Annotated in this window: 18 protein-coding genes; 6 read left to right on the top strand and 12 right to left on the bottom strand. The window is 70.0% G+C overall.

Going from position 1 to position 17,994, the window contains the following annotated elements; all coding sequences use genetic code 11:
• Nucleotides 1-75: 75 nt before the first annotated feature.
• Entirely contained in the window at nucleotides 76-1,173 is a 1,098-nt protein-coding gene (locus ACYVLJ_RS30795) for an LLM class flavin-dependent oxidoreductase (RefSeq protein WP_451982059.1), read from the top strand.
• On the top strand, nucleotides 1,170-1,754 hold the full coding sequence (locus ACYVLJ_RS30790) for an FMN reductase (RefSeq protein ID WP_451982056.1): 585 nt from the start codon (nucleotides 1,170-1,172) through the stop codon (nucleotides 1,752-1,754). The genes ACYVLJ_RS30795 and ACYVLJ_RS30790 overlap by 4 nt, the downstream gene beginning before the upstream one ends.
• Nucleotides 1,755-2,038: 284 nt before the next feature.
• On the opposite strand, the gene ACYVLJ_RS30785 is transcribed toward ACYVLJ_RS30790, so the two are convergent.
• The 4 genes from ACYVLJ_RS30785 to ACYVLJ_RS30770 all read right to left on the bottom strand — a co-directional run bounded on the left by ACYVLJ_RS30785 (nucleotide 2,039) and on the right by ACYVLJ_RS30770 (nucleotide 4,784).
• Nucleotides 2,039-3,253, bottom strand: a complete 1,215-nt coding sequence (locus ACYVLJ_RS30785) for an HNH endonuclease signature motif containing protein (protein WP_460441299.1) — start codon at nucleotides 3,251-3,253, stop codon at nucleotides 2,039-2,041.
• Nucleotides 3,254-3,397: 144 nt separating this feature from the next.
• Complete coding sequence (locus ACYVLJ_RS30780) at nucleotides 3,398-4,000, bottom strand: dihydrofolate reductase family protein (protein ID WP_460441298.1); 603 nt, start codon at nucleotides 3,998-4,000, stop codon at nucleotides 3,398-3,400.
• Nucleotides 3,997-4,452: an SRPBCC family protein gene (locus ACYVLJ_RS30775; protein ID WP_451982047.1), complete on the bottom strand. Its 456-nt coding sequence runs from the start codon at nucleotides 4,450-4,452 to the stop codon at nucleotides 3,997-3,999. Before ACYVLJ_RS30775 ends, ACYVLJ_RS30780 begins: the two co-directional genes overlap by 4 nt.
• On the bottom strand, nucleotides 4,449-4,784 hold the full coding sequence (locus ACYVLJ_RS30770; protein ID WP_451982044.1) for an ArsR/SmtB family transcription factor: 336 nt from the start codon (nucleotides 4,782-4,784) through the stop codon (nucleotides 4,449-4,451). The genes ACYVLJ_RS30775 and ACYVLJ_RS30770 overlap by 4 nt, the downstream gene beginning before the upstream one ends.
• A 131-nt stretch (nucleotides 4,785-4,915) precedes the next feature.
• Between ACYVLJ_RS30770 and ACYVLJ_RS30765 the strand changes: the two genes are divergently transcribed.
• The 3 genes from ACYVLJ_RS30765 to ACYVLJ_RS30755 are packed head-to-tail and all read left to right on the top strand — an operon-like array spanning nucleotide 4,916 to nucleotide 7,375.
• Nucleotides 4,916-6,340, top strand: a complete 1,425-nt coding sequence (locus tag ACYVLJ_RS30765; RefSeq protein ID WP_460441297.1) for a serine hydrolase domain-containing protein — start codon at nucleotides 4,916-4,918, stop codon at nucleotides 6,338-6,340.
• Nucleotides 6,307-6,723, top strand: coding sequence for a PGPGW domain-containing protein (locus tag ACYVLJ_RS30760; RefSeq protein WP_451982038.1), 417 nt, complete (start codon nucleotides 6,307-6,309; stop codon nucleotides 6,721-6,723). Before ACYVLJ_RS30765 ends, ACYVLJ_RS30760 begins: the two co-directional genes overlap by 34 nt.
• A 19-nt stretch (nucleotides 6,724-6,742) precedes the next feature.
• Nucleotides 6,743-7,375 (top strand): TetR family transcriptional regulator, encoded by a 633-nt coding sequence (locus ACYVLJ_RS30755; RefSeq protein ID WP_451982035.1) that lies wholly within the window; start codon nucleotides 6,743-6,745, stop codon nucleotides 7,373-7,375.
• Here the strand turns inward: ACYVLJ_RS30755 and ACYVLJ_RS30750 are convergent.
• The 7 genes from ACYVLJ_RS30750 to ACYVLJ_RS30720 all read right to left on the bottom strand — a co-directional run bounded on the left by ACYVLJ_RS30750 (nucleotide 7,335) and on the right by ACYVLJ_RS30720 (nucleotide 15,605).
• Entirely contained in the window at nucleotides 7,335-8,000 is a 666-nt protein-coding gene (locus ACYVLJ_RS30750) for a Rossmann-fold NAD(P)-binding domain-containing protein (protein ID WP_460441296.1), read from the bottom strand. The two genes, ACYVLJ_RS30755 and ACYVLJ_RS30750, sit on opposite strands and share 41 nt — an antisense overlap.
• Nucleotides 7,997-8,392 (bottom strand): carboxymuconolactone decarboxylase family protein, encoded by a 396-nt coding sequence (locus ACYVLJ_RS30745; protein WP_451982029.1) that lies wholly within the window; start codon nucleotides 8,390-8,392, stop codon nucleotides 7,997-7,999. The genes ACYVLJ_RS30750 and ACYVLJ_RS30745 overlap by 4 nt, the downstream gene beginning before the upstream one ends.
• A gap of 127 nt (nucleotides 8,393-8,519) precedes the next feature.
• Nucleotides 8,520-11,018 carry a LamG-like jellyroll fold domain-containing protein gene (locus ACYVLJ_RS30740; protein ID WP_460441295.1) on the bottom strand — a complete coding sequence of 833 codons (2,499 nt, stop codon included), beginning with the start codon at nucleotides 11,016-11,018 and terminating at the stop codon, nucleotides 8,520-8,522.
• Between the two features lie 28 nt (nucleotides 11,019-11,046).
• Nucleotides 11,047-12,021: an ABC transporter permease gene (locus ACYVLJ_RS30735; RefSeq protein WP_460441294.1), complete on the bottom strand. Its 975-nt coding sequence runs from the start codon at nucleotides 12,019-12,021 to the stop codon at nucleotides 11,047-11,049.
• The gene (locus ACYVLJ_RS30730) at nucleotides 12,018-12,980 is read right to left on the bottom strand and encodes an ABC transporter permease (RefSeq protein ID WP_451982019.1); all 963 of its coding nucleotides are present in this window, start codon (nucleotides 12,978-12,980) and stop codon (nucleotides 12,018-12,020) included. The genes ACYVLJ_RS30735 and ACYVLJ_RS30730 overlap by 4 nt, the downstream gene beginning before the upstream one ends.
• Nucleotides 12,973-14,529 carry a sugar ABC transporter ATP-binding protein gene (locus ACYVLJ_RS30725; RefSeq protein ID WP_451982016.1) on the bottom strand — a complete coding sequence of 519 codons (1,557 nt, stop codon included), beginning with the start codon at nucleotides 14,527-14,529 and terminating at the stop codon, nucleotides 12,973-12,975. Before ACYVLJ_RS30725 ends, ACYVLJ_RS30730 begins: the two co-directional genes overlap by 8 nt.
• A complete protein-coding gene (locus tag ACYVLJ_RS30720; RefSeq protein WP_451982014.1) occupies nucleotides 14,529-15,605 on the bottom strand; it encodes an ABC transporter substrate-binding protein in 1,077 nt (358 codons plus the stop codon). The genes ACYVLJ_RS30725 and ACYVLJ_RS30720 overlap by 1 nt, the downstream gene beginning before the upstream one ends.
• Nucleotides 15,606-15,759: 154 nt before the next feature.
• Here ACYVLJ_RS30720 and ACYVLJ_RS30715 point away from each other — a divergent pair, with 154 nt between their 5' ends.
• Nucleotides 15,760-16,761 carry a LacI family DNA-binding transcriptional regulator gene (locus tag ACYVLJ_RS30715; RefSeq protein WP_451982011.1) on the top strand — a complete coding sequence of 334 codons (1,002 nt, stop codon included), beginning with the start codon at nucleotides 15,760-15,762 and terminating at the stop codon, nucleotides 16,759-16,761.
• A gap of 19 nt (nucleotides 16,762-16,780) precedes the next feature.
• On the opposite strand, the gene ACYVLJ_RS30710 is transcribed toward ACYVLJ_RS30715, so the two are convergent.
• Nucleotides 16,781-17,932 carry an AAA family ATPase gene (locus ACYVLJ_RS30710; protein WP_460441293.1) on the bottom strand — a complete coding sequence of 384 codons (1,152 nt, stop codon included), beginning with the start codon at nucleotides 17,930-17,932 and terminating at the stop codon, nucleotides 16,781-16,783.
• Between the last annotated feature and the right edge of the window lie 62 nt (nucleotides 17,933-17,994).

The raw sequence follows: 17,994 nt of genomic DNA, 5'->3' as shown, positions 1-17,994 counted from the left end.
TTGTCGGCCGGAATATCTCTTGCTTGGAAGTAGTTGAACGCGCATGTAAGATGGGGGTCGCGAAGGGAGCAGGTCATGCAGTTCGGAATCTTCACGGTGGGCGACGTCACGACCGATCCCACGAACGGCACCACGCCCAGTGAGCACGAGCGCATCAAGGCGATGGTCCGCATCGCGCTGAAGGCGGAAGAGGTGGGTCTCGACGTCTTCGCGACGGGTGAGCACCACAACCCGCCGTTCGTGCCGTCGTCGCCCACGACGATGCTGGGGTACATCGCGGCGCAGACGTCCAAGATCATCCTGTCGACGTCGACCACGCTGATCACGACGAACGACCCGGTGAAGATCGCCGAGGACTTCGCGATGCTGCAGCACCTGGCCGACGGCCGCGTCGACCTCATGATGGGCCGCGGCAACACGGGCCCGGTGTACCCGTGGTTCGGCGAGGACATCCGCCAGGGCATTCCGCTGGCGATCGAGAAGTACGCGCTGCTGCGCCGGCTGTGGCGCGAGGACGTGGTCGACTGGGAGGGCAAGTTCCGCACGCCGCTGCAGGGCTTCACGGCGACGCCGCGGCCGCTGGACGGGGTCCCGCCGTTCGTCTGGCACGGGTCGATCCGCAGCCCGGAGATCGCGGAGCAGGCGGCGTTCTACGGTGACGGCTTCTTCGCCAACCACATCTTCTGGCCGACGTCCCACTTCCAGCAGCTGATCGGCTTCTACCGCCAGCGCTACGAGCACTACGGCCACGGTTCGGCGGACCAGGCGATCGTCGGCCTGGGCGGTCAGGCGTTCATCCGCCCGAAGTCGCAGGACGCGCGGAAGGAGTTCCGCCCGTACTTCGACAACGCCCCGGTGTACGGCCACGGCCCGTCGCTGGAGGAGTTCACCGACCAGACGCCGCTGACGGTGGGCAGCCCGCAGGAGGTCATCGACAAGACGCTGACGTTCCGGGAGCACTTCGGCGACTACCAGCGCCAGCTGTTCCTGATGGACCACGCGGGCCTGCCGCTGAAGACGGTGCTGGAGCAGCTCGACCTGCTGGGCTCGGAGGTGATCCCGGTGCTGCGGAAGGAACTGGACGCCAAGCGGCCGGCTCACGTCCCTGAAGCGCCTACGCACGCTTCGCTGGTCGAGTCCCAGGCTCTGTCTTTGTCGGAGGTGTCGGCATGAAGCTCGCGGTGGTGACGGCGGGCCTGTCGGTGCCTTCGTCGACCCGCCTGCTGGCGGACCGCTTGGCCGCGGCGACGGTCGCCGCGGCTGGGTCCCCGGGCTCGGTCTCGGTGGAGGTGGTGGAGCTGCGCGACATCGCCCTGGACGTGACGAAGAACCTGCTGACGGGTTTCCCGAGCCCGGCTTTGCGGTCGGCGATTTCGACGGTGACCGGCGCGGACGCGCTGATCGTGGTGACCCCGGTGTTCACGGCCGGGTACAGCGGTTTGTTCAAGTCGTTCTTCGACGTGCTGGACTCGGATTCACTGGTGGGCAAGCCGGTGCTGCTCGGCGCTACTGGCGGGACTGAGCGGCATTCGCTGGTGCTCGACTACCAGCTGCGGCCGCTGTTCGGGTATTTGAAGGCGGATCCGGTGGCGACGGGGGTGTATGCGGCGTCGTCCGACTGGGGAGGGGCGTTGCAGCGGCGGATCGAGAAGGCAGGCGCGGAGCTGGCGGCTGCTGTTGGTGGGCGGCCTGCTTTGGCTGCTGAGCCGGATTTCGTGCCGTTTGATCAGTTGCTGGCCGGGGCTGGTGAGTAGGGGTTTGGCGGGTTTGGGTCCGGTGGCTTTGGCTGCCGGGCCCTTTCTCGTTTCGGTGGGCACCGCCGGGGTGGGTGGTTTCGCTCGGGCTGGGTGGGCGGAAGCTCGGGACCGGGCGCGGCTTGGTTCGGCTGGGTGGGCACCGCCGGGGGCGGGTGATCAGTTGCGGCGAGCGAAGAGCTGCGGTGGGAGTCGTGAGTGGGGGCCAGTCGGCGGGTGGTTCGTGGCTGGGCGTGGGAGTAGGCCCGTAGCCGGTGGCTGCGGGCCTTTCCCGTTTGTGGTTGTCAGGCTGCGAAGGGGAGTGGTTGGTGGAGGTTGTTGCGCCTGGGTTTTCGGCGTTTGTCCAGGAAGGTTGGTGGGAGGAATTCGGGGAGGCCGTCGGGGGCGATGCGGACTTCCCAGCCGGAGCGGTGCAGGAGCCGGTGGTGGTGGGCGCACATCAGGACCAGGTTGGCGAGGTTGGTGGGGCCGCCGTTGGCCCAGTGGCGGATGTGGTGGCCTTGGCAGTGCCGTGGTGGGCGGTGGCAGCCGGGGAAGGCGCAGCCGCGGTCGCGCAGGAACAGGGCGTGGCGGATGCCGTTGGGGATCAGGCGGCGTTGGCGGCCGAGGTCGAGGGGTTCGCTTTTGCTGCCGAGCACGGCGGGGATGAGGGTGCAGTCGCAGGCGTGGAGGCGGGCTTCGGCGGCGGACATGGTGCCGGTGTCGCCCAGGATGGCGCGGCCGATGCCGGTTTTCAGGTCGTCGAGGGAGATGGCGACGGTGACGTGGGCGCGTTCGCCTGCCTGGGTCGGGAGGTCGGGGGTGGTGAGGGCGAGGTCGATGGCGTCGGAGAAGGCGTCGCCGTAGCGTTCCTGCGGGGACCGGTGGTCGTCGGTGCCGCGGCGCTGGGCGAGGGAGTCGAGCAGGGCGTTGGCGCGGGAGCCGGTTTCGTCGTCGAAGCGGCCGTTCAGCTCCCACGCCCCGGATCTTTTCCGCCGCAGCGACAGTTCCCGGGTGGGGGTGGCGGGTTCGGTCTCGTCGGGTGCGGTGCCGTCGGGGTCGAGGTGGGCCAGGATCCGGGTGCCGAGCACGACGACCTGCTGGTAGCCCGCTTCGGCGGCGAGGGCGAGCAGGTGCTGCTCGGCGTCCTCGCGGTGCTCGGGGGTGATCTGCTGCAGGGTGCCGACGATCGTGTCGATCATCGGGTTGCTCAGCGAGCCCGCGGCCGCAGCCGTCGCGGGAGCCAACACCGGGGTGGGGGTGCCGTCGAGGGCGCGGCCGGGATTCAACGCCCGGGCACGCTTCACCACGGTCTCGGCCGCGGATTTCGGAATGTCGGCCAGATGTTCTAAAAGGCGAGGGACGGAGCGGTAGCCGAAGAGGTCGAGAACGCCGCGGGATTCGATTTCGACCAGCAGCGACCCGATTTCGGCTTCGGCGGTCCGCACGACGGTGAGCAGGCTGCAGATGCGATCGGCCAGGGCCGCCGCGTCCGCTTGCCACACCGCTCTGTCGTCCACACAACAAGATTACCGGCCCCAGAACACATGTTCATCACTCGATGTGGTGACGATGCTCGCTGCGTGGGGAATCGGCGCAGACGAGCACCGTAAGAAGCAAGAACACGAAGCGCCGATTTCCTACGCCACGGCGAAGCCGCATCGTTAAAAGCCGGGATAACGAACGCGATAACGAAGGTGAGTAACCCCCTCACCCTCGACAACCTGAACCCGTTCCAGCGCAGCCGTAGAATCACCAAGGTCCGTGAAGTACCGAACACCGGAACCGAGAAAAACGGGCACAAGATCAACCCGAACCTCATCGAGCAGCCCGAGCCGAAGGCACTGCCGGGCAATACAGGGCCCGGAGACGCCAACGTTCCCATCCCCAGCCTCCCGAGCCAAGGAGACAGCGCGAGCAACATCCGAAACGAAGGTGAAGGGAGCCAAGGAGGAAGAAGGCCAGTCAGAGGGCGGATCCCGATGCGTGACAACGAAAGCAGTACCCCCACCGGGAGGCCGCCCACCCCACCCGCGCGTGTGGTCGAAAACCCGCCGCCCGCAGACGAAGGCGCTGTGCCGGGCGAAGTCCATCTGGTCCCGCAAGTACGACGCGCTCGCGGGCGACACCCGGAACGTCATCGGATACCCGACCATCGGCACCTCGACGTCGCCCGCGGTGTACCAGTCGAACAGCGGCCCGACCGAGTCGTCGGGGCGGGCGACGAAACCGTCCAGGGACATGCAGAAACTGGCGACGACGGTCATTCCAGCACCTTGTCGAGGCGCTCGAAGGACTCCGTGATGCCTCGGCTCATCCCGCTCTCCAGCGCCGCGTCGCGCGCCGCCACCGACGGGAACACCGAGTGCGTCACCATGCGGGTCCGGCCGCCGAGGTCGGTCAGGGTCATCGCGTCGAGGGTGACTTCGCCCGGGGCGCCCAGGTACTCGAACGTCTGGATGATCCGGTCTTCGCTCACCGTGTGGTAGACGCCGCGGAAGCGGTACTCGCCGCGGTCGTCTCGGTGGATGTAGTCGTACGCGCCGCCGGAGCGGGCGTCGAAGTCGACGAGCTCCATCTCCATGCCGTGCGGGCCCAGCCAGCGCACGACCAGCTCCGGGTCGGTGTGGGCGCGCAGGACGGCCGACGGCGGGGCCGCGAACTCGCGGGTGACGTCGATGAACGGCGTTCCGGGCTGGGCGGTGATCGTGGTGCTCATGGCGTTTCCTCCAGGGTGTCGAGGACGGCATCGAGCCGCCGGTAGGTGCGTTCGGTGGCCAGCCGGTAGGTGTCGATCCAGCCGGTGAGGGCCTCGAGGGCGGACGGCACGAGGTGGCACGGCCGGCGCTGGCCGTCGCGGCTGCGCGTGATCAGTCCGGCCTGCTCCAGGACCTGGATGTGCCGGGAGATGGCCTGCTTCGTGATCGCGAAGGGCTCGGCCAGTTCGTTGACCGTCGCCTCGCCGCGGGACAGCCGGGCGACCAGCGCCCGGCGCACCGGGTCGCCGAGTGCGGTGAACGCCCGGTCCAGCGCCTCCTCGTCAACCGTCATCTTTATCAACCAATCTGTTTATCAACCGATGTGTTGACTATAGGTCCGCTGTCAAGCCCTGCCGAAAGTCGGGGGTGATCGACGTCGTCCGGCAGCGGCCGACGACGTCGCGCGAACCCTACGTTGACCGCATGACCAGGCTTTTCCTCGTGCTCGCGGTGCTCCTGCTCGGCACCGCGACGCCCGCCGCCGCGGCTCAAGGCGGGAACATCGACGCCTACGTCCGCGCCTACCTCGACCACACCGGTCTGCCCGGCGCCGCGGTCGCCGTCACGCACAACGGCGACGTCGTGCGCGTCGCGGGCTACGGCCACGACGCCGCCGGCACGCCGATCACCGCGTCGACACGGCTGCCGATCGCGTCGCTGAGCAAGTCCATGACGGCTTTCGCGGTGCTGCGGCTCGTCGAGGCCGGCCGCGTGCGGCTCGACGACCCCGTGCCGCGCTACCTGCCGGAGTTCCGGCTCGCCGACCCGCGCGGTGCGCGGATCACCGTCCGGATGCTCCTGGACCAGACGTCCGGGATGGCCGACTCCGCGTTCCCCGACCTCACGTTGCCGCAGCCGCACACGCTCGCGGAGGCGACGGCGCGGCTGCGGGACGCGCCGCTGGCGAGCGAGCCGGGCGCGGAGTTCCACTACCACAACCCGAACTACGAGGTGGCCGCCCGGATCGTCGAGGTCGTGGCCGGGCAGCCGTTCGCGGACTTCCTGACCGAGCAGGTCTTCCGGCCGCTGGGCATGGCGGACAGCTCCACCGTGGACAGCCCGCGCGGGACCGAGGGGCACGTGCGCGCGTTCGGCGTCGTGGTGCCGGTGCGCGAACCGGACTGGTTCACCGGCGGCAGCCACGGCGTGCTCACGACCGCGCAGGACCTGGCGAAGTGGCTGGTGGCCCAGCGGGACGGCGGCGGCGTGGTCTCGCCGTCGGCGGCCACGCTCGCGCACACCCCGGCACCCGGTCGCGACTACGCACTCGGCTGGGCCGTGCGCGACGGCCGGATCTCGCACACCGGCGACTGGTTTTCCCACACCGCCGCACAGATCCTGCTGCCCGGTGGGTACGGCATCGCCGTGGTGGCGAACACGGGGATGGCGCTGGACAACGAAGCCGAGCTGCTGGCCCGGGACCTCGCGAGCCTGGTGCGGGGGAAGACGCCGGAGCCCGCGCTGCCCGCCGGGGTCGTCGCGGACCGGGTGCTCGGCGCGCTGGCGTTGATCGCCGTGGGCCTGGCGGTGCTCGGCGTCCGGCGGGCCCGGCGGAAGCCCCGGTGGTGGCGGGTGGTGCCGCCCCTGCTGCCGCTCGTCCCGCTCGCGCTCCTGCCGCAGCTGCTGGGCGTCGTGTTCGCCGGGCGGCGGGGGACCTACGCCCAGGTGCTCTACGTCTGGCCCGGGCTGGTGGTCTCGCTCGGCCTGGTGGCGCTGGCCGGGGCGAGCGTCGCCGCGGCGCGGGTGAGCGTGCTCGTGAGTGGCACACGACGGCGCAACCAGGAAGAATCGGGCGAAACGAGGGGAGTGGCGCAGTGGGCGTCGGCAAACAGGCGAAGCGCGTCCTGATCACGGTGGCGGGCGCGGTGCTGCTGGTCGTGGGCGTGCTGCTGCTCGTCCTGCCCGGGCCCGGGCTGCTGCTCGTGCTCGCCGGGCTGCTGCTGCTCGCGTCGGAGTTCCCGGCGCTCGAGCGGTACGTCGACCCGGTGCGCGAGCGCGCGATGAAGGCGGCCGAGGACAGCGTGTCGTCGCCGTTGCGGATCGCCGGCTCGGTGCTGGCCGGGCTGGCGCTGCTGGCGGCGGGGATCGTCTGGGGCACCGTGCGGTCGCTGCCGTTCAGCGGCTGGAGCACGGGGTCGAGCCTGATCCTGTCGTCGGCGATCCTGTTCGCGTTGCTGATCTGGAGCTACCGGCGGGTCAAGACGCGGCGGGAAGCCACCAGCCGCGGCTGAGGGAGATACTGTCGGCGCCATGAGCGCCGGATTCCAGCGTGCCCGGCGGCCGGAGCAGGTCGAGGCGCGCCGCACCGCGATCCTCGCCGCGGCGCGGGAGCTGCTCGCCGAGCGGCCGGTCGCCGACATCAGCCTGCGGGAGCTGGCCTGCCGGGTCGGGCTCGCGAAGTCCAACGTGCTCCGCTACTTCGACAGCCGCGAGGCCGTCTTCCTCGAGGTCCTGGACGGTGAGTGGACGGACTGGCTCGACCACCTGGTGTTCGAGGAAGCGGGCGAAGAGCACGTCGCGGGCACGATCGCGGCGACACTGGCCGAGCGGAGGCTGCTGTGCGAGCTGATCAGCGCGATGGCGCCGGTGCTGGAGCGCAACATCTCCCTGGAGTTCGCCCGCGACTTCAAGCGCCGTGCGGCGGCCAACACCGAGCGGCTCGGCGCGCTGGTCCGGACGCGGGTGCCCGAGCTGTCGGAGGCGGCCGCGCGGCACTTCGCCCTCGGCGTGGTGGTGCTGGTGTCGGGGGCGTGGCCGCTGGCCAACCCGACGGCGGTGGTCGCGGCGGCCACGGCCGAGCTGGGCGGGGCGCCGTCGTTCGCGGCCGGGCTGGCCGAAAGCCTCACGAACCTGCTGGCCGGCCTCGTCGCGCGGCGGCGGTGACGATGTCGGTGTTCTCGAGGATCGGCCGCTCGTAGCCGTTTTCGGCGACTTCCAGCATCGCCAGGCCGATTTCCTCGGTGGTCGTCACGTAGTGGGGGAGCAGTCGGCGAAGCACCGGGTACAGCGGCATCGCGACGCGGTAGAGCGTCCGGTAGAGCGGGGTCTTCGACGTGATCCCGTGCAGGGGCTGGATGTAGCCGGGGCGGAAGGAAAACGTCCGCAGCGGCAGCCTCGCGAGCGCGTTCTCCGTCGCCCCCTTGACGCGTGCCCAGCGCACCCGGCCGCGTTCGGTGCTGTCGGTGCTCGCGCCCGAGACGTACCCGAAAGTGGTGTTCTCGGGCAGCTTGCTCGCCACGGAAAGGGTGAGCTGGTAGGTGATCCGCTCGTACTCTTCCGGCGAAACGCCCACGGAGGACACGCCGAGGCAGAAGAAGCAGACGTCGTACCCGGTGATCGGCTCGAGCGCGAAGAGGTCTTCGCACACGAGCTCGGACAGCTTCGGGTCGCGCACGCCGACCGGGGACCGGCCGACCGCCAGCACCGCCTCCACCCGCTCGTCCCGCAGGCATTCCCGCAGCACGCCCTGGCCGACCATGCCGGTCGCGCCGAACAGGACGACCTTCATGCGCTCGTCACCGGCAGCAGCCCCCTCTCGGCGAAGACCTTCTTGGCCGTGAAGGTCGCGTTGAGCGCCTTCGGGAATCCACAGTAGACCGCGGAGTGCAGGAGCGCTTCGACGATCTCCGCGGGCGTGAGCCCGACGTTGAGCGACGCGTTGACGTGCACCTCCAGCTGCGGTTCGCAGCCGCCGAGGGCGGTCAGCATGCCGAGCGTCACCAGCTGGCGGTCGCGCGGGGCCAGGCCCGGCCGTGCGTAGATCTCCCCGAAGCCCCACGACACGACGGCTTCCGCCAGCGCGGGGGAGACGTCGGCGAGGTTGTCGAGCACGCGCTGCCCGCTCTCGCCGTCGATGGCGGTCAGGGTCTTCAGGCCGAGTTCGAAGCGCTCGTCGGTCATGGCGGTTCCTTTCCCCAGTACGTCGTGGCGAGTACGACGCTAGGGGCTGGAGCGCGCTCCAGGTCAACCGTGACGGCGAAGATCCGGGGAGGCCGGGAAACCCGGCCTCCCCGGATCGGGGACTGCTTTACTTTCCGCTGGTGTACAACGCGCTCACGTCCGCGTCGGACAGAGCCCGGTCGTAGACGTGCACCTGGTCGACCGCCCCGTTGAGGAAGTCCACCAGGTTGCCGCCGTACTTGCCGCGGCCGATCACCGTGTGGCCGGTCGAGGCGTCGCCGAGGCAGACGCTCTTCGTGGCCGCCAGCTGGCCGTCCACGTACAGCTTCAGCGTGCCCGCCGCCGCGTCGCGGACGCCCACGACGTGGTACCAGCGGTTCGCTTCCGGAGCCGTGGGCGCCAGGGCCCGCGTGCCCACGAAGCTCATCGCCAGGCGGTGGTCCTGACCCGAGTACTGCAGGAAGAACGCGCTGTTGCTGTCGCCGTCCTGGCTGACGATCGTCTGGAAGCCGTCACCCACGGCGGTGAACTTGACCCACGCCGCCGCGCTGTAGCTGCCTTCGGTGTTCACCAGCGCGGCGCCCGTGTCGGCGTACTGGCCCGACCCGTTCACCGCCATCGCCGAACCGCTCTTGCCCGCGGTCCAGGACGCGCCGCCGACGAGGGTGGCGTCGTGGCTGCCCACGCTGTCCTTCGCCGTGGTGCCGGAGTTCTCGTCGAAGCCGTACGCCGCGATGCCGTCGATGCCCGGCGTGCCCTGGGGCACCGGAGGTCCGGACGTGACCGGTGCGCCGGTGGCGCCCTTGATCACCGCGAGGTTCGCCGCGCGGACCGCCGCGAAGTCCATCTTCTTCACCTGCCGGTCGTAGGTGAAGAAGCCGTTGACCTCCTTCTCGACGTCGGTGGTCTGCGTGTAGACGCCGGCCGAAACGCCGCACCGCTGGGCGACCAGCAACAGGCGCTGCTGCAGCTCGCCGTAGCGCCGGGTCAGCGTCGCGCTGTCGGGCTCCATCTCGTAGGCGAAGCTGCCCGCCGGGTCGAACTGGTGGCCGTCGACCTTGAGGCCGAGGCCGCCGTACTCGCCGTCGACGGCCGCCCGGGTTCCGGTTTGCACCGGCGTTCCGGGGCCCGTGTAGGTGTGGTCGTCGTAGATGTCACCGCGACCGCTGTCCGGTTCGGACCTACAGCAGTTGACGCCGGACTCGGCGTTCACCAGCCGCGAGGGGTCCCACGACTTGACCTCGTCGGCGATCCGGCCGACCTCGTAGTCGCCCCAGCCTTCGTTGAACGGCACCCAGGTGACGATCGACGGGAAGCTGCGGTGCTGGTCGATCATCCGGTGCATCTCGGCCTCGTAGTTGACCTTCGACGCCGCGGATGGCTCGATGTCGTCCTTCATCGCCGGCATGTCCTGCCAGACCATCAGGCCCAGCTTGTCGGCGTAGTAGTACCAGCGGTCCGGCTCGACCTTGATGTGCTTGCGCACCATGTTGAAGCCGAGCGCCTTCTCCTGCTGCAGGTCGAACTTCAGCGCCGCGTCGGTCGGCGCGGTGTAGATGCCGTCCGGCCAGAAGCCCTGGTCGAGCGGGCCGACCTGCATGACGAACTTGCCGTTGAGCAGCATCCGTTCCTTGCCGTCGGCGGTCTTGCCGACGCTGATCGAGCGGATGCCGAAGTACGAGCCGACCTCGTCCCCGCCCGACAGCTTGACGCGGAGGTCGTAGAGGAACGGGTCGTCCGGCGACCACAGGTGCGGCTTGTCCACCTTGAGCTTCAACGGCTTGTTCGCGTCGCCGGACACGCGGCCGACCGGGCGGCCGTGGTCGTAGGCGACGGCCTCGACGCGCTGCTTCACCGGCCCGCCGACCACGGCGTTCACCGTGACCGAACCGGACGCGACGTCGGGCGTGACGTCCAGGCGGTCGACGTGCGCCGAGGCCACCGGCTCCATCCACACCGTCTGCCAGATGCCGGACGTCGGCGTGTAGAAGATGCCGTCGCCGGGCTGGCGTTGCTTGCCGATCGGCTGCCCGCCCTGGTCGTTCGGGTCGGCGACGCCGACGACGACTTCCTGGCTCTTCGCCGTGGTCAGCGCGTCGGTCACGTCGACCGACCAGGCGTCGTAGCCGCCGGTGTGGCGGCCGACGGTCTTGCCGTTGACGATCACCGTGGCGTCGTAGTCCACCGCCTGGAAGTGCAGCACGAGCCGCTGGCCCTTGCCGACCTGCCAGTTCTTCGGGACCTCGAACGTGCGGCGGTACCACATGTTCGTCTCGTGGCGCATGATCCCGGACAGCGCCGACTCGACCGGGTACGGCACGAGGATCCGCTCGCCGAGCGTCTTGCCGACCGGGGCGGCCTCACCCGGGGTCGCCTTGGCGAACTCCCAGACGCCGTTGAGGTTCTGCCACTGGTCGCGGGTCAGCTGCGGGCGCGGGTAGTCGGGGAGGGCGTTGGTGGGGGAGACGTCCTGGGTCCAGGGCGTGGACAGCGGCGGCGTCAGCCGTTGCCACTGCGGGGCGTCGGCGGCACTGGCCGCCGGGACGGTGCCGAGGCCGGCCACCGCGACCGCGAACGCGGCGGCCGCGGTGAGCCATCTCCGGGTTTTTCGGGCAGGGCGGAACATCGTTGAACCTCCTGGTAGGGGACAGGGGTCAGCGGGTTCGGGAGCGCGCCAGCAGGCGCTGGATCACCACGACGACGAGCAGGAAGGCCCCGCTCACCACCGTCTGGTAGTTGGAGTCGAGGGTGCCGATCTGGTTGATGACGTTCTGGATCAGCGTGCGCAGCAGCACGCCGACGAGCGTGCCGACGATGGTGCCGGCGCCGCCGGTGAGCAGCGTGCCGCCGATGACGACGACCGAAATCGCGTCCAGCTCGGTGCCGACGCCGATGACCGTGACGCCGGACTGCAGGTACGCGGCGGTGAGCACGCCGGCGAACCCGGCCAGCGCACCGCTGAGGGTGTAGAGGCTGATCTTGGTGCGGGCCACGGGAAGCCCCATCAGCATCGCGGAGTTCTCGGCGCCGCCGATGGCGAACACCGACTGCCCGAACCGCGTCCGGCGCAGGAGCAGCCCGCCGAACGCGAACAGGATCAGGGTGAGGTACACGGGCACGCCGACGCCGAAGACCGTGCCCTGGCCGAGCCAGAGGAACGCCGAGCCGGGGTCCACTTTGTACGTCGTCGCGCCTTCGGAGGTCAACGCCAGCAAGAGCCCGCGGGCGAACAACAGCGACGCCAGGGTGACGATGAACGGCGCCATCCCGGTGCGCGCGATGAGCAGGCCGTTGACCAGCCCGATCAGCGAACACACCGCCAGGGGCAGCAGGATCGCGAAGACCACGCCGTACTGCGCGCCGTACGCGGCGAGGACGCCGCCGAGCGCGTAGTTCGAGCCGACCGAGAGGTCGATGCCGCCGGAGATGATCACGAACGTCATGCCGAGCGCGATCACCGCGAGGAACGAGCTCTGCAGCGCGAGGTCGCGCAGGTTGTCCGCGGACCCGAAACGCGGGAAAGCGAACCACGCGGCGGCGATGCCGAGCACGAGGACGACGGCCGCGCCCTGGCGTTGCAGGACCCCGGCGAAGGCCGCGTTGCGGGCCTGGGTCTGGGTCGCGGTCATTTGCTGCTCCGCTCACGTGCGACGTAGACCGCGACGACGATGATGGCCGCCTGGACCATCTGCGCGGTCGAGTCCGGCAGGTTGTGCTTGATCAGGGTGGCGTGCACGAGCTGCATGAGCAGCGCGCCGAACACGGTGCCGAGCACGCGGACCCGGCCGCCGGTCAGCGGCGTGCCGCCGACGACGACCGCGGTGATCGCGGACAGCTCCATCAACAGGCCCAGGTCGTTGGGGTCGCTGGCGCCCAGCCGCGACGTCGCGAGCACGCCGGCCACCGCGGCCAGCGCCCCGGAGATGACGTAGACGCCGACGAGCACGCGCTTGACGGGCAGCCCGGCCAGGGTGCTGGCGGCGCGGTTGCCGCCGACCGCGACCAGGTGCCTGCCGAACGTCGTGCGCTGGACGACCAGGCCGGCCAGCACCGCGAGCACGCCCGCGACGATGACCATGATCGGCACGCCGAGGACGTCACCCGTGCCCAGTTCCAGGAAGTCCCGGTTGTGCAGCTGGACGAGCTGGCCGTGGGCGATCACGAGCGCGAGCCCGCGCCCGCCCACCAGCAACGCCAGGGTCGCGATGATCGGCTGGATGCCCAGGTAGGCCACCAGGTACCCGCTGAACAGGCCGGACACGACCCCGGCGATGACCGCGACGATGACCGCCGTCAGCGGGCCGGCGCCCAGGTAGAGCGGGATGAGCGCGGCGGCGATCGACATCACCGAGCCGACCGACAGGTCGATGCCCTCGGTGCCGATCACCAGCGCCATGCCGAGCGCGACGATGCAGACCGGCGCGGCCTGCACCAGCTGGGTGCGGAAGTTGGCCGCGGACAGGAAGTTCTCGGTGAACACCACGTTGAACAGCAGCAGCACGACGACGGCCAGGTAGACGCCGTAGTTCTGCAGCCACGCGGTGACTTTCGCGCGGTCGGGACTTCTGGTCAGGGTGGCGCTAGACATCGTTGTCACCCTCGGCTGCGATCGCGGTCAGGACGTTCTCCTCGGTGATGCGGTCGCCGGTCAGCTCGCCGACGACGGAGCCGTCGCGCAGCACCACCACGCGGTCGGAGCCGTCGATCAGCTCTTCCAGTTCGGACGAGATGAGCAGCACGCCGAGCCCCTCCTGCGCGAGCTCGTCGATCAGCGCCTGCACTTCGGCCTTGGCGCCGACGTCGATGCCGCGCGTCGGTTCGTCGAGCAGGAGGATCTTCGGGCCGGTGGCCAGCCAGCGCGCGAGCAGCACCTTCTGCTGGTTGCCGCCCGACAGTTCGGACACCTTCTGCTCCGGGCTGGACGCCTTGATCCGCAGGCGTTCCATGAAGATCTTGACGATCTTGTCCTGCTTGGCCTTGCTGACCAGGCCGAACGGCGAGAGCGACGGCAGCGCGGCGAGCACGATGTTCTCGCGGACCGACAGGTTCGGGATGATCCCGTCGGTCTTGCGGTCCTCGGCGAGCAGCGCGATCCCGGCGCGCATGGCGGCCTTGATCCTGCCCTTCTTGAGCGGCTTCCCGGCCAGGAGCACGGAACCGCCGTCGAGCGGGAACGCCCCGACGATGGCGCGCGCCGTCTCGCTGCGGCCGGAGCCGAGCAGCCCGGCGAGGCCGACGACCTCGCCGGGCCGGATGCTCACCGAGACGTCGTGCAGCTTCCGCATGCCGGACAGGCCTTCGGCCTTGAGCAGCGGCTCGCGCTCGACCTCGTGCTCTTCGCCGAACGCCGTGACGCCCTCTTCGCGGATCTGGCGGATCTCCCGGCCGAGCATCTTCGAGACCAGCTCGATCCGGGGGAGCGGCGCCAGCGGTCCACTATGGACGACCCGGCCGTCGCGCAGCACGGTGACGCTGTCGCAGACCCGGTACAGCTCGTCCATGCGGTGGCTGACGTAGACGATCGCGATGCCTTCGGCGTGCAGGCGGTTCAGCACCTCGAAGAGCGTCTCGACCTCGCGCGGCTCGAGCGACGACGTCGGTTCGTCCATGATGACGACCTTCGCGTCGGTCGAGACCGCGCGGGCGAGTGCGACCATCTGCTGCGCGCCGACACCGAGGGTGTGCAGCGGGCGTTTGACGTCGTCTTCGATGCCGTAGCCCTTGAGCAGCTCGCGGGCGTCGGTGTACATCTTCGACCAGTCGACGAGACCGGCCTTCGTGCGCGGCTCGCGGCCGAGGAAGACGTTGCCCGCGATGCTCATCAGGGGGACGAGGTTGACCTCCTGGTAGATCGTGGAGATCCCGGCCCGCTGCGCGTCGATCGGGCGCTTGAACGTCACCGGCTCGCCGAGGTGGCGCACCTCGCCCTCGTCGGGCTGGTAGACGCCGGTGAGCACCTTGATCAGCGTGGACTTGCCGGCGCCGTTCTCGCCGACCAGCGCGTGCACCTCGCCGGGGCGCAGCGCGAAGCTGACGTCGTCGAGGGCGAGGGTGCCGGGGAACCGCTTGGTCACCCCGGCCACCTCGAGCACCGGTGCGGTCGTCATGGCGACGTCCTCTTCGGTGGCTGCCGTCATCAGTACGCGTTCCCGACCTTCTGGGCCGCGTTGGTCTCGTCGTACTGGTCGTCGGTGATCACGATGCTCGCGGGGATGGCCTCGCCGCTCTCGAACTTCTGCAGCGTCTGGAAGGCCAGCGGGCCGAAGCGCGGGTTCGACTCGATCACGGCGTTGTAGCTGCCGTCGGCGATGAGCTGCACGGCGTTGCGGGTGCCGTCGATCGAGATGACCTTGACGTCCTTGCCCGGCGTCTTGCCCGCCGTCTTGAGCGCGTTGACCGCGCCGACGCCCATTTCGTCGTTTTCGGCGTAGACGGCGGTGATGTCCGGGTGGCTCTGGATGAGCTGCTCCATCACGGACTGGCCCTTGGACCGGTCGAAGTCACCGGTCTGCTCGACGGCCACGGACAGCCCGGGCGTCTTCGCGAGCTCGTCCTTGAAGCCCTTGGTGCGGTCGGTGGTCACGTTGTTGCCGGAGGAGCCCAGCAGGATCGCGACCTTGCCGGTGCCGCCGGTCACGCGCGCCATCTCCTGCGCGGCGCGCTTGCCCTGCTCGACGAAGTTCGAGCCGATGAAGGTCAGGTAGTCGGTGCACGGCTGCGACGTCACCTTGCGGTCGATGGTGACGACCGGGACCTTCTTGGCCTTCGCCGCGTCGAGCGCGGGCTGCAGGCCGTCGGAGTTCAGCGGCGCGACGACGAGCAGCTGGGCGCCGCGGTCGAGCATCGACTTGATGTCGCTGATCTGCTTGTTCAGGTCGCTCTGGGCGTTGGTGACGAGCAGCTTGTCGCTCGCGATGCCGAGCTTGGCGGCTTCGTCCTTGATGGACTGCGTCTCGGCGATCCGGAAGGGATTGGCTTCCTTTTCCGACTGTGAGAAACCGACCACCGCGGTCTTGAGATCGACCTTGGGGTAACCGGTTTTGTCGATCGTGCAGCCGTCGGCGCTCGGGGCGACGGACTGCGCGGAGGCGGCGGGACCACTCCCGTTGGCGGGGGCGGCCGGGGTCTCTTCTCTGCTGGTGCAGGAGGTGAGCGTGAGCGCGGCGGCGGCCGCGGTGACGATGACCAGGCGGGGGCGGGTGGACAGAGGCACGGTGACTCCTCGGGCAGCGACGGTGGGGCCCGCTCACCGGGGTGATCGGAGTCACCGCGGGAGCCTTGCTGTACTTTTTACATCGTTGGAACAACGTTGTAAACCGGCAAATTATCGCTATGCTGCGTGCTCACCACCTGAGAAGGAGCCGCCCGTGACCGTGACGCTCAAGGACGTCGCCACGCTCGCCGGAGTGTCGGTGAAGACGGTGTCGAACGTGGTGAACGGCTATGCCTTCGTCAAGCCGGAAAACCGCCGGCGCGTCGAAGAAGCCCTGGCGGCGACGGGCTACCGGCCCAACGTCGGCGCGCGGAACCTGCGCCGCGGCCGCACGGGGTTCCTGGCCCTGATGGTGCCGGAGTTGTCGATCCCGTACTTCGGCGAGCTGGCGGGGCTGGTCATCACGGCGGCGCAGAAGCGCGGCTGGAGCGTCCTGATCGAGCAGACGCAGGGGACGCGGTCGCGGGAGCGGGCGACGCTGTCGTCGCTGGGCCCGCACCTGGTGGACGGGGCCCTGGTGCACCCGGAAGCCCTGGAGGCGGCGGACTTCCCGTCGCCGGGCGAGATTCCCCTGGTGATGCTGGGCGAGCACGCGGTCGACGTGCCCATCGACCACGTGGCGATCGACAACGTCCTGGCCGCGCGGACGGCGGTGTCCCACCTGGCATCGTTGGGACGCACGCGCATCGCGGCCATCGGCCGCAACCCGGCTCGTGGCACGTCTTCCCAGCGTCTGGCGGGGTACCGCTCGGGCCTGTCGGCCGCGGGTCTGTCCTATGCGGACGATCTGGTCGCCCCGGCGGAGAAGTGGCACCGCTCGGTGGGTGCGGCGGCGATGCGATCGTTGCTGGCGCTGCCATCGCCGCCGGACGCGGTGTTCTGCTTCAACGACCTGCTGGCGATCGGCGCCCTGCGGGCGGTCGCCGAGCGGGGCCTGCGCGTCCCGGAGGACGTGGCGATCGTCGGGTTCGACAACAACGAAGAGAGCGCGTTCTCCCTGCCGGCGTTGACGACGATCGCCCCGGACAAAACAGCCTTGGCCGAGGCGGCGATCGACCTCGTGCACCGCCGCATCACGGGGGACAAGGGGTTGCCACCACAGGACATCCAGACGCCGTTCGCCCTGGAGATCCGCGAGAGCACCCGCGGCCGCTGACCGCGCCGACGCTCCTCGGTCAGCGTTGGGGCCAGTGCCACGAAGGCCGGTCCAACCGCCCCTGGCCGAGCAGCTTCGTCTCGCCGTTCTGCTTCTCCAGCTCCAAGGCTCCCACCTCCGCGACGTCGGTGAGGGCGCGGATCAGTGGTGATGCGTGCGAGACCACCACCACCTGGGTCTCCTTGGCCGCCGTCGCGATCAGCGCCGCCAGGGCCGGCAGCAGGTCGGGGTGCAGCGACGTCTCCGGCTCGTTCAGCACCAGCAGCTCCGGGGGTCGCGGCGTAAGCAATGCCGCTACCCACAGCAGGAACCGCAGCGTGCCGTCCGACAGTTCCGCCGCCGACAGGGGGCGCAGGAGCCCGTGCTGGTGGAAGCGGACCGACAGCACCCCGTCCTGGGACTCCACCGCGAGCCGGGAGCCCGGGAACGCCGCGTCGACGAGGGACTCCAGGTCGGCTGCCCGGCCCACTTCGATGATCGTCCGCAGGGCCGAGGCCAGGTCCGCGCCGTCGTGGGAGAGGACGAACGTGCGGGTTCCCACCGCCGAGCGGCGGGCCGGGGCCGAAGCGTCCGTGCGGAAGTGGTCGTAGAAGCGCCATGAGCGGATCCGCTCCCGCACCACCAGCAGCTCCGGGCACGCGCGCGGGTCCGCGAACTCGCTCAGCATGCTGTCCGTCAGGCGGATCCGGTACCGGTCGGCGTCCCACGCGCCGGACGAGACCCGGGTGCGCACCGACGGGCCCGCGCGGTCGGCCAGCAGGGTGGCCGGGCGCAGCACGGGACCCGACCAGACGGCCTCCCGCTTGAACTCCGGGTCCAGGTTGAACATCGTCTCGGCCGGCACCGGCAGGCCCAGGTCGAGCGCGTAGCCGAACTCGTCGCCCGCGAACCCCAGCCGCAGCCCGATCGACTTGGTGCGCACCGTGCCCTGGACCCGCGCGCCCGGACGGGAGCCGTTTTCCGGACCCGCCCACAGCGTCGACGGCAGCCCGCCTTCGCGCGCCAACGCCGCCACCGCGCCGTTGCGGGACGCGTCCGCCAGCAGCCGCAGCGCGCGGTACAGGCTCGACTTGCCGCTGCCGTTCGGCCCGGTCACGACGGTCAGCCCGGACAGCGGCAGCACCAGGTCCCGCAGCGAACGGTAGTTCTCGACGGCCAGCGTGGTGAGCATGGCCCGAACCTAGCCGCCACCCCCGACACTTCCGGATTCGTCTGATCTCTGTCCGGCTCAGC

Source organism: Amycolatopsis stemonae (assembly GCF_054781455.1).
The sequence above is the reverse complement of the archived record's forward strand: the minus strand, read 5'-3'. Positions and strand labels throughout refer to the sequence as shown.

What these genes read in the sequence shown, in the direction of transcription:
- ACYVLJ_RS30795 (WP_451982059.1), top strand. Translation starts at nt 76, where the DNA reads ATGCAGTTCGGAATCTTCACGGTGGGCGACGTCACGACCGATCCCACG.
- ACYVLJ_RS30790 (WP_451982056.1), top strand. Translation starts at nt 1,170, where the DNA reads ATGAAGCTCGCGGTGGTGACGGCGGGCCTGTCGGTGCCTTCGTCGACC.
- ACYVLJ_RS30780 (WP_460441298.1), bottom strand. Translation starts at nt 4,000, where the DNA reads ATGACCGTCGTCGCCAGTTTCTGCATGTCCCTGGACGGTTTCGTCGCC.
- ACYVLJ_RS30775 (WP_451982047.1), bottom strand. Translation starts at nt 4,452, where the DNA reads ATGAGCACCACGATCACCGCCCAGCCCGGAACGCCGTTCATCGACGTC.
- ACYVLJ_RS30770 (WP_451982044.1), bottom strand. Translation starts at nt 4,784, where the DNA reads ATGACGGTTGACGAGGAGGCGCTGGACCGGGCGTTCACCGCACTCGGC.
- ACYVLJ_RS30765 (WP_460441297.1), top strand. Translation starts at nt 4,916, where the DNA reads ATGACCAGGCTTTTCCTCGTGCTCGCGGTGCTCCTGCTCGGCACCGCG.
- ACYVLJ_RS30755 (WP_451982035.1), top strand. Translation starts at nt 6,743, where the DNA reads ATGAGCGCCGGATTCCAGCGTGCCCGGCGGCCGGAGCAGGTCGAGGCG.
- ACYVLJ_RS30750 (WP_460441296.1), bottom strand. Translation starts at nt 8,000, where the DNA reads ATGAAGGTCGTCCTGTTCGGCGCGACCGGCATGGTCGGCCAGGGCGTG.
- ACYVLJ_RS30745 (WP_451982029.1), bottom strand. Translation starts at nt 8,392, where the DNA reads ATGACCGACGAGCGCTTCGAACTCGGCCTGAAGACCCTGACCGCCATC.
- ACYVLJ_RS30740 (WP_460441295.1), bottom strand. Translation starts at nt 11,018, where the DNA reads ATGTTCCGCCCTGCCCGAAAAACCCGGAGATGGCTCACCGCGGCCGCC.
- ACYVLJ_RS30735 (WP_460441294.1), bottom strand. Translation starts at nt 12,021, where the DNA reads ATGACCGCGACCCAGACCCAGGCCCGCAACGCGGCCTTCGCCGGGGTC.
- ACYVLJ_RS30730 (WP_451982019.1), bottom strand. Translation starts at nt 12,980, where the DNA reads ATGTCTAGCGCCACCCTGACCAGAAGTCCCGACCGCGCGAAAGTCACC.
- ACYVLJ_RS30725 (WP_451982016.1), bottom strand. Translation starts at nt 14,529, where the DNA reads ATGACGGCAGCCACCGAAGAGGACGTCGCCATGACGACCGCACCGGTG.
- ACYVLJ_RS30710 (WP_460441293.1), bottom strand. Translation starts at nt 17,932, where the DNA reads ATGCTCACCACGCTGGCCGTCGAGAACTACCGTTCGCTGCGGGACCTG.